The sequence below is a fragment of the Candidatus Zixiibacteriota bacterium genome (assembly GCA_020853795.1).
Lineage (GTDB): Bacteria > Zixibacteria > MSB-5A5 > CAIYYT01 > CAIYYT01 > JADJGC01.
Genome location: JADYYF010000155.1, coordinates 1 through 10,359, shown reverse-complemented (window position 1 = coordinate 10,359; position 10,359 = coordinate 1). Strand labels below are relative to the sequence as shown.

The following is a 10,359-nucleotide window of genomic DNA, read 5'->3' as shown; positions in this document are numbered from 1 at the left end:
GGCGCCCGATCCGCTGTTGTCGGGTGATGCCGATTGCAGCAACGCGCTGTCGATTTCGGATGCGGTCTTTTTGATCAATTACATTTTTGCCGGCGGCCCGGCGCCGTGCAGCACCTGTCCGTAGATTATTGACCATTTCCAGGGGAGCGCACTACGATGCCGGAGATCAGCAATGACCTCCGGTATCCTGCTTATAGGAACAATAGGCTGGGACCGCCACAAGCAGCGGTTGACTTTCCGTAAGCGCTGACTATATTGATGTGGATAGAGTTGGCCCCGATCGGTTGAAAGTCAGCGTCGGAGTTCTTGTCGACGCGGTTCAACCGTAGTTACTTCAAAACTGACGCCCGCCATTGGCGGCGTCTGACCGCGATACCACTTCCGGGAGGCAGACCGCTCTATTGCGATCGATCACGACCCGATCCGGTTGGCGACAACCAGAAGGAAGCAAGCATGTTCAAGTCCTCTCCGTTGATGTGCACGTTGATATTATTGTTGGCGCTGGTTGAATTCGTTCCCGCGCGGGAACGACAGGCGGTGCGCATCATGCCGTTGGGGGATTCGATTACCTGGGATATCACGTTTGGTGACACGCGACCGGATGGTTTACGCACGGGCTACCGGCAGCCGCTGTGGCTGGCGTTGCAGGCGGAGGGATTCGACGTGGATTTTGTCGGGAGCCTGGTTGCCGGGCAGGACGCCGTACCGGCGTTTGATCCGGACAACGAAGGACACCCGGGCTGGACCGATGCGCAGATTGCCGCGAATATTTACAACTGGCTGACGCTGAACCCCGCCGACGTAATTCTACTGCATATCGGCACCAACGGTCTGGACAGCAGCCCCAGTGACGTGGCCAATATTCTCAACGAAGTCGACCGCTTCGAGGCCGATCACGACTTGACAATCACCGTATTCGTGGCGCGGATCATCCAGCGCGTGCCGTACAGCTCGACCACGACGCAGTTCAATGACAACGTCGAGACGATGGTGGCGCAGCGCGTTCTCAATCAGGGGGACCGGCTGGTGTCGGTGGATATGGAGGACGGGGCGGGGCTGATCTACGAGATCGACACTTCAGCGCAGGTCGGGGACATGTACGATTATTTGCATCCCAACTCGAAGGGCTATGCAAAGATGGCGGCGGAATGGTTTTCGCATCTGCAGCCGTTCCTGCGGGCGGGGAATTGTCCGGCACACACGATTCACCACTGGCGTCTGGATGAAACCGCCGGCGCTTTGTACGACGACGATGTTGCCGGCGCCGACGCGACTTGCAGTATTTGCCCGACACCCGGTGCGGGAATCATCGGCGGCGCCCAGGAATTTGCAGCGGGCAACCAAGTGACGGTGGCGGCGGATGCAAGTTTCGACTGGGCTCCGAGCGGCAGCTTCTCGGTCGAGCTGTGGTGCCGACCCAACGCCACGGCGGCGGCGGGATTGCTTGGCCGGCAGGGCAACGGCGCGTTTACCGCGTGGTCGCTCGGCATCAGCCCCGCCGGGAAGGCGGCGCTGCATCTGGAGGATTCCGGAAACTCGCTGGATCTGGAAGCGGGGACGGCGTTGGCTGCAGGGGCGTGGCAGCAGATCGCGGCAACGCGCGACGGCGTCAGCGGGATGACAAGGCTTTTCGTCAATGGAGTGCAAGCGGATTTCGGCAGCGCCGCATTCAGCCAAGGTTTCGCTTCAACAGCAGATGTGACGCTAGGATTCCTGGCCCTCGAACCGGGATCACATTTTTTAGGCCGGCTGGATGAAATCGCGGTTTGCGACAGCGTCTTGACACCGGCGGAGATTGCGGCACATTACAGTGCGGGTCTGGGCGGGCTCGGGAGTTGCGACGGTACGCCGGCGGGAGCGACGATCAACACACTGCCGGTTACGACGGGGCATGTGGGTGATGCCTACAGCTACGATGTCAATGCCGGCGGCAATCCGTCGCCGCGCTATCGGTTGCAGAGTGCGGTGGGGGGGATGACGATCGACAGCGTGAGCGGCTTGATCACCTGGACACCGATCGGCGCGGGGTCATTCAATACCAGCGTTATTGCGGCGAATTATTTCGGAGCCGATACGCAGAGTTTTGCGATCACCGTAACGCACTCACCCTCCTGTCCGCCGCAGTTGTTGCATTACTGGACGTTGGACGAGAGTTCGGGCGCGAACTACACTGATCAAATCGGTTCCACGGCGGCGACCTGCAGTAATTGTCCGGAGGCGGTGCCGGGAATCGTTAATGTGGCCAAGCAGTTTGATCGCATCAACGATGCGGTCAGTGTGGACAATGACGGCTCGTTAAGCTGGGGTGCGGCGGAAAGCTACACTTTCGAATTTTGGATGAACAAGAGCACGGGTTGTGCCGGGACGGCGCAGGCGAACAACGAGGTGATCATTGGACGGGCCGGCGCGGGCTGGTGGATCGGGATCATGTGCGAGGCGGGCGGGAATGTCGGGCGACTGCGCTGCTATTTTCAGGGGACGGACATCTACAGCACGATGAGTCTGACCGACGGCGAGTGGCATCACATTGTCTTTGTGCGCGACAACACGGCGGGAGCGTGGCGGCTATACATCGACGGGGTATTGAATCGCAATGTTTCCGGCAGCGGGCTGAATCTGACCGCCTCCGATGTACTGACTTTGGGCTGGTTCAACGGACCGGACCCGGGGAAGTATCGCTTCGGCGGTGTGCTGGACGAGGTTGCGATTTATGATGCCGCCTTGCCGGCGCTGGTCATCGAGCAACACTACAATCTCGGCATGGGCGCGACATACTGCTTCACTTGCGGCGACATTGATGCGAACGGCAGTGTCACGATTTCCGATGCGGTGTACTTGATCAATTTCATCTTCGCTGGTGGAGCGCCGCCGCTCTCGTCGACGGCGGCGGATGTTGACTGCAGCGGATTTGTGACGATTTCGGATGCGGTGTACCTGATCACCTACATCTTTGCGGGCGGAGCCGGGCCGTGTGCCGCGTGCCCGTAAGTCGTTAATTCGTCGACAGTTCGGTCGGTGGTGCGGTGTCGACGGGAAACGTCGACGAGTTTGGCATTGACAAATTGATATCAGGGTCTATATTATTATCACTGCAGCGGTCCTTACCAGTCCGTTCAATTCTCGGGCGGATTCCTGTCGAAGCTGAAACAGCAATAGTCCGACAATCGCTGGTTGCGGTTGTTCGGCCCCAGTGGGCGTAATGCTTCAATTGTGCGCGACTGCCGTGGCAGCGCCGGAGATTTGAAATGCATTTCGCGTAGCGCCGATCGTATTGAGGCGGCGGACGCGAAAGGAATGCCAGTATGAGTTTCAGCGAGACTGCGTCACATTCTGATAAAATGGGTTTGGGGCCTTTAACATCAAAGGAGGCAACAAGAGCGAAAGCTCGTTAAAGAATTTCACCACATCATTACTGCAGGGCACCGACGGTCCAGAAGCTGTCGGATTCTTAGACGCGGCGGGCAGGCCAGTTGCGGGTTGAAATCAGCTGCCCCGGCGCCAGCGGCGCGGGCACGTTAGACCGGCAATAATCCTCATCTCGATCTTCATCTCTCCGCCACACACTAACCTTTGCTGGAGGAAACGATGCGATCATTGATTACGATGAATCGAATTGTCTTGTTGCTGATGCTGGCGACGGTAGGCTGGGTTTTGGCCGCGCCGACAGCGCTGCTGGGGCAGCCGGCGAATTGTCCGCCGGGCATGACGCACTACTGGAAGCTGGACGAGACGGCGGGCGGGCCGTACGACGATTACTATGGGACCAACGACGCGACCTGTACCAACTGCCCGGCCGGTGTCGCCGGTGAGGTAAGCGGCGCACAGGATTTTGACGGCAGCAACGACCGAATCGACGTGCCGGACGACGGGACGTTTGACTGGTCGGCAACGGCCAGTTTCACGATTGAATTCTGGATGAAGTCGGCGGGTTGTGTTTGCACTCAAGCCGGCTTCGACTGCAACCAAGTCATCGTTGGGCGTGCGACGGCGGTCAACGCCTGGTGGATCGGTTTGAACTGCCAGACCAACGGCAATGTCGGCAAGTTGCGCTGCTACCTGGGCGCCAGTGCCGACTTCTACAGCACAGCATACGTCGACGACGACCAGTGGCATCATATCGTCTACCAGTTTGACCAGCCGGCGGGGCAATACCGGCTGTATATCGACGGTGTGCTGGACAACAGCATCAGCGCGGCTGGACTGGATCGCAGCGGCAGCGGGCCGTTGCAGGTGGGCTATTACTCCACGAACTACCAGTACTACGGCATTCTGGATGAATTGGCGTTGTACAACGCCGTCCTGGGTGAAGACGAGATCAGCGGTCACTTTGCCGGCGGCAGCAGCGGCATCGGTTATTGCGATGTCAGCGCGGCGCCGACGATCATTTCGACACCGGTGACGGCTGCGACGGTTGCGGAGGCCTACAGCTATGATGTGAATGCCGCGGGTGTGCCGGCCCCGACGTTTGCGCTCCTGACCGCACCGTCCGGGATGACGATTGATGCCAACAGCGGGGTGATCAGCTGGCTTCCGACGACCACCGGCAACTTCGCGGTGGAAGTGCAAGCCGTCAACAGCGAGGGGAGCGACACCCAGCCCTTCACGATTGCCGTGGCGCCGGTGCGAGTTTGCACACCGGAATTGACGCACTATTGGATGCTGGACGAGACAGTCGCGTCGCTCTACGACGACTATCAAGGCGGGCACGACGCGCACTGCGGCAACTGCCCGACGCCGGTAGCGGGTCAGGTTGGCGGGGCACAGGCGCTCGACCGCGTCGACGACGGCCTGAACGTCTTTGACGACGGCAGTTTCGACTGGGGCGCGACGCAAAGCTTCACGATCGAATTTTGGATGAACGAGACGGCCGTCTGCGACGGGACAACGCAACCGGACAACGAGGTGATCGTCGGCCGTTCGGGCGCGGGCTGGTGGATCGGGGTCAATTGCGAGAGCCCGCTGCCGACCCAGAAAATTCGCGCCTATCTGCAGGGAACGCAGTTGTTTTCAACGACAGTGGTGAATGACGGCGGCTGGCACCATGTGGTGTTCGTCCACGACGCGAGCGCCGGCAGCTACACGCTGTATGTCGACAGCGTTGCGGAAGCGTCGCTGGCGACGGCCGGCAATAACCTGGTGGGGGCCGATTCGCTGACCATCGGGTATTTCAACGGCCCGGATGTTGGCCGGTACCGCTATGGCGGCACCATCGACGAACTGGCGTTTTACAACGCGGCGCTGCCGGAGCAGACAATCCGCACCCATTACAACCATGGCTTTGGCGGCCGCTATTGCTATGTGTGCGGCGACGCCGATGCCAGCGGCGCGACCACGATTTCCGACGTGGTTTACCTGATCAATTTCATTTTTGCAGGTGGGGAACCGCCGGCACCGCTGTTGGCGGGAGATGCCGACTGCAACGGGTTCATCACGATTTCCGACGCGGTCTACCTGGTCAATTTCATTTTCAGCGGCGGTCCGGCGCCGTGCGCCAACTGCCCATAAGGAATTTGAAGGCCGGGAGGCCGACGAGTGCCTCCCGGCCGGTGATTTGATTGCGATTGCGAGCTGATGGAGAGGAGAGATCAATGAACTTTGTTAAATGGAAGATGCGCATGCGCGGCAGCGGGTGTCTGGCCGGAGTCATCGTAGTGATGCTGGCAGCGACCATGCCGCTGCAGGCGCAGCCCTCCGGCTGTCCGACCGGCATGACGCACTACTGGAAGCTGGACGAGACTTCGGGCGGGCCGTACGATGATTACTACGGGACCAATAACGCGACCTGTACCAACTGCCCGACCGGCGTCACCGGCAAGCTTAACGGTGCGCAGGATTTTGACGGCACCAACGACCGCATCGACGTGCCCGACGACGGGACGTTCGACTGGTCGGCGACGACCAGTTTCACGATTGAATTCTGGATGAAGTCGGCGGGATGTGTCTGTACCGAAGCCGGCTTCAACTGCAACCAGGTGATTGTTGGGCGCGCGACGGCTGCCAACGCCTGGTGGATCGGCTTGAACTGCCAGACCAACGGCAATGTGGGCAAGCTGCGCTGCTACCTGAGCGCGAGTGCCGACTTTTACAGTACAGCCTATGTCAATGATGAAGTCTGGCACCATATCGTGTACCAGTATGATCAGCCGGCGGGACAGTACCGACTCTATATCGATGGCGCCCTCGATAAGAGCATCAGCGCGGGCGGACTGGACCGCAACGGCAGTGGGCCGCTGCAAGTGGGCTACTACTCGACCGCATATCAGTATGCCGGAAATCTGGACGAGCTGGCGCTGTACACCGCTGTCCTGCCTTTGACTGATATCCAGGCACACTACAATTCGGGAAGCGGTCAGTCGTATTGCAGCGGCAATCAGCCGCCAGTGGTGAGCGATATCCCCGATCAGACGATCAACGAGGGACAGTCGTTCACGACGATTACGCTGGATGACTATGTCAGCGATCCGGATCACACGGATGCGCAGATGACCTGGACCTATTCGGGGAATACCGATTTGACGGTGAATATCGACGGCAATCGGGTTGCCACAGTTACGACGCCCAATAGCGAATGGTCAGGAGCGGAGACGATTACGTTCAAAGCGACGGATCCGGGAAGTTTGTATGATTCGGATGCGGCGACGTTCACCGTAACGGCGGTCAACGACGCGCCGGTAGTGAGCGACATCCCCGATCAGACGATCAACGAGGGACAGTCGTTCACGACGATTTCGCTGGATGACTATGTCAGCGATCCGGACCACACGGATGCGCAGATGACCTGGACATACTCGGGGAACAGCGCGTTGACGGTGAGCATTGACGGGAGTCGCATTGCCACGATTACGACGCCCAATAGCGAGTGGTCGGGAGCGGAGACGATTACGTTCACGGCGACTGATCCGGGAAGCTTGTTTGACTCCGATGCGGCGACGTTCACTGTTACGGCGGTCAACGACGCGCCGGTGGTGAGCGATATCCCCGATCAGACGATTAGTGAAGGACAGTCATTTACTACGATCACTTTGGATAATTATGTCAGCGATCCGGACAACACGGATGCGCAGATGACCTGGACATACTCGGGCAACAGCGCGTTGACGGTGAGCATTGACGGGAATCGCATTGCCACGATCACGACGCCCAACAGCGAGTGGTCAGGGGCGGAGACGATCACGTTCACGGCGACTGACCCGGGAAGTTTGTTTGACTCCGATGCGGCGACGTTTACGGTCACGGCGGTGAATGATGCGCCGGTGGTGAGCGACATCCCCGATCAGACGATTAGTGAAGGACAGTCATTTACTACAATCACTTTGGATAATTATGTCAGCGATCCGGACCACACGGATGCGCAGATGACCTGGACATACTCGGGCAACAGCGCGTTGACGGTGAGCATTGACGGGAATCGCATTGCCACGATCACGACGCCCAATAGCGAATGGTCAGGAGCGGAGACGATCACGTTCACGGCGACTGACCTGGGAAGTTTGTTTGACTCCGATGCGGCGACGTTCACTGTAACGGCGGTCAACGACGCGCCGGTAGTGAGCGACATCCCCGATCAGACGATTAGTGAAGGACAGTCATTTACTACGATCACTTTGGACAACTATGTCAGCGATCCGGACCACACGGATGCGCAGATGACCTGGACGTATTCAGGGAATACCGATTTGACGGTGAGCATCGATGGCAATCGGGTTGCGACGATCCTCACGCCGTCACCGACCTGGACTGGCAGCGAGACGATTACGTTCACGGCGACTGATCCGGGATCGGCCTTTGACAGTGATGATGCCGTATTCACGGTGCTGACGGAGGGATGTTCGCCGAGCATGATCCACTACTGGCAGTTGGAGGAGGCCGGCTCGCCGTACAGCGACAGCTATGGAACAATCGATGCGACTTGCACGAATTGCCCGACCCAGGTTGCTGGACTGGTCGGGAATGCGCAGGAATTCGACCGCCTGACAGATCAAGTGATGGTGGCGGACGATGCCAGTTTAGACTGGGGGGTGACTTCGAGCTACACCGTCGAATTTTGGATTAAGAAGTCGATTGGCTGCGCCGGGTTGGCACAGGGCAACAACGAAGTCGTTGTGGGCCGGTCGGGCGGCGGCTGGTGGATCGGCGTGATGTGCGAAGCAGGTGCGAATCAGACGAGGGTGCGCGCCTATTTCGGCGGCGTCGATATGTACAGCAGCACGTCGGTCACCGACGGCGAGTGGCACTTGGTGGCGTTCGTTCGCGACAACGCGGCCGGGCAGTGGCGACTTTACGTTGACGGTCAACCCGAGGCGACACAGACCTCGGCAGGCCGGAATTTGGCGGCGAGCGATCCGTTGAGCATTGGCTGGTTCAACGGGCCCGATCCGGGCAAGTACAAATTGGGTGGAATCCTGGATGAGCTGGCGCTGTACAGCGGCGTGCTGTCGCCGGCGGAGATTCTCAACCACTACAATCTCGGTCAAAGCGGGCTCGGATATTGCGAAGTTGGCGTGGCGCCGCAGATTACATCGACACCGCTCACGACTGCGCTCGGCAACCGCGATTATAGCTATACGGTTACGGCCACGGGCACGCCAATGCCGGTGTTCTCACTGACGACGGCGCCAGCGGGGATGACGATCGACTCGCTCAGCGGCGCGATCGCGTGGATTCCGGCGGCGCTCGGGGAATTTCCGGTCGAAGTCACGGCGACGAATTCAGTCGGTTCGGCGAGTCAGCCTTTCACGATTACGGTTTCGGCACTGGCGCCTCTGATCACCTCCACTCCGGTTACCACGATTGTCGGGGGGGAGGAGTACGAATATGATGTCGACGCCAGTGCCGATCCGGCTCCGAGCTTCTGGCTGTACGCGCCGTCGCCGTATGTGTTGCCGCCGGGAATTACGATCAATCCGACGACGGGGCTGGTGCATTGGGCGCATGCCGCGCCGGGCAGCTACGGTCTGGCAGTCCAGGCTTTCAACGCGGTTGGCGCCGACACGCAGTTTTATGTGCTCACGGTGGATCCGGTGAGACCGCAGATCACCTCGACGCCGATTTTCAACGGTCGGACGGGCACCCTGTATACCTACAACGTCGAGGCCACGGGCATCCCGGCGCCGCTCTTCTATCTTGATACCGCGCCGAGCGGGATGAGCATCGATTCGGTGAGCGGCATGATCTCGTGGTTGCCACAGACGACGGGGAGCCATCCGGTGGTGGTACGGGCGAGCAATTCGGGCGGCGAGGATACGCAGTCGTATGCCGTGTCGATCGCGCTCGGATTGACGGAATGCCCGAGCTCGCTGCAGCACTACTGGCGGCTGAATGAAGCATCGGGTCTGAGCTACGCTGATTTTCTGAACCGGACTGCCGCCTGGTGCGCGGGTTCGTGTCCGACGGCGGTGGCCGGCGTGGTCGACGGCGCGCAACGCTTCGGCGGTAACAATGTCGGCCTGACGGTAGCGCAGGACGGTTCGTTCGATTGGCGCGGGACGGACGAATTTACGATGGAATTTTGGATGAAGCGTGATAGTGCCCCCGCGATTGACTCCAATGAAGCCATGCTTGGTCGGTGGGGACCGCAGTGGTGGATTGGAGTCAATCACGACGGGGCGCCTGCGGATATCGGCAAGTTGCGCTGGTGCAACAACGGCCAAAGTGTGCTCAGCGCGGCGGCGGTTAACGACGGACTGTGGCATCACATTGCGGTGCGGCGTAAGGCGGGTGTTATCGAGGTTTACCTTGACACCCAACTGGCCGCGACCCAGACAAACGGCTTTGATTTGACCGCACCGGATCCGCTGACGTTCGGTTATTTAAACACGGGCAGCGGCGTTCTGGGATTCTTGCGTTTCCGGGGCGCGCTGGATGAAGTGGCGGTCTACAGCGAGGCGCTGGATCTCGCGGTGCTGTCGGCGCACTACCAGGGCGGTTTGGGCCGGCGCTACTGCGAGCGATGCGGCGATCCGGATGCCAACGGTGCGTGGTCGATTTCGGATGCCGTCTACCTGATCAACTATATTTTTGCCGGCGGATCGGCGCCGTTGCCGCTGTTGACGGGCGATGCCGACTGCAGCGACCTGGTGACGATTTCCGATTGTGTGTATATGATCAATTTCATTTTTGCGGGCGGGTCCGAACCGTGTACCACCTGCAAGTGACAACCGTAGTCGATCGACTTTCATAGTCGACGAAGCCTGATCTCTCCATTCGATCAGCGCGAGGCCGGATCTGCTGGGAAGCGGGTCCGGCTCTCTTTTGCCCCAATTTCGACTGTTTGAATTGCGGCGGAGGTCGGGTGGAAATCCGCGGTAACAAAAATGGCGTCCCCAACGGGAGTCGAACCCGTGTCGCCGCCGTGAAAGG

At 59.6% G+C, this 10,359-nt stretch carries 3 protein-coding genes; all 3 read left to right on the top strand.

Annotated elements, in window-relative coordinates; translation table 11 throughout:
- Nucleotides 1–453 precede the first annotated feature (453 nt).
- The 3 genes from IT585_12120 to IT585_12110 all read left to right on the top strand — a co-directional run bounded on the left by IT585_12120 (nucleotide 454) and on the right by IT585_12110 (nucleotide 10,154).
- The gene (locus tag IT585_12120; protein ID MCC6963991.1) at nucleotides 454–2,988 is read left to right on the top strand and encodes a hypothetical protein; all 2,535 of its coding nucleotides are present in this window, start codon (nucleotides 454–456) and stop codon (nucleotides 2,986–2,988) included.
- A gap of 597 nt (nucleotides 2,989–3,585) precedes the next feature.
- A complete protein-coding gene (locus IT585_12115) occupies nucleotides 3,586–5,505 on the top strand; it encodes a putative Ig domain-containing protein (GenBank protein ID MCC6963990.1) in 1,920 nt (639 codons plus the stop codon).
- Nucleotides 5,506–5,588: 83 nt separating this feature from the next.
- Complete coding sequence (locus tag IT585_12110) at nucleotides 5,589–10,154, top strand: hypothetical protein (GenBank protein MCC6963989.1); 4,566 nt, start codon at nucleotides 5,589–5,591, stop codon at nucleotides 10,152–10,154.
- Nucleotides 10,155–10,359: the final 205 nt, after the last annotated feature.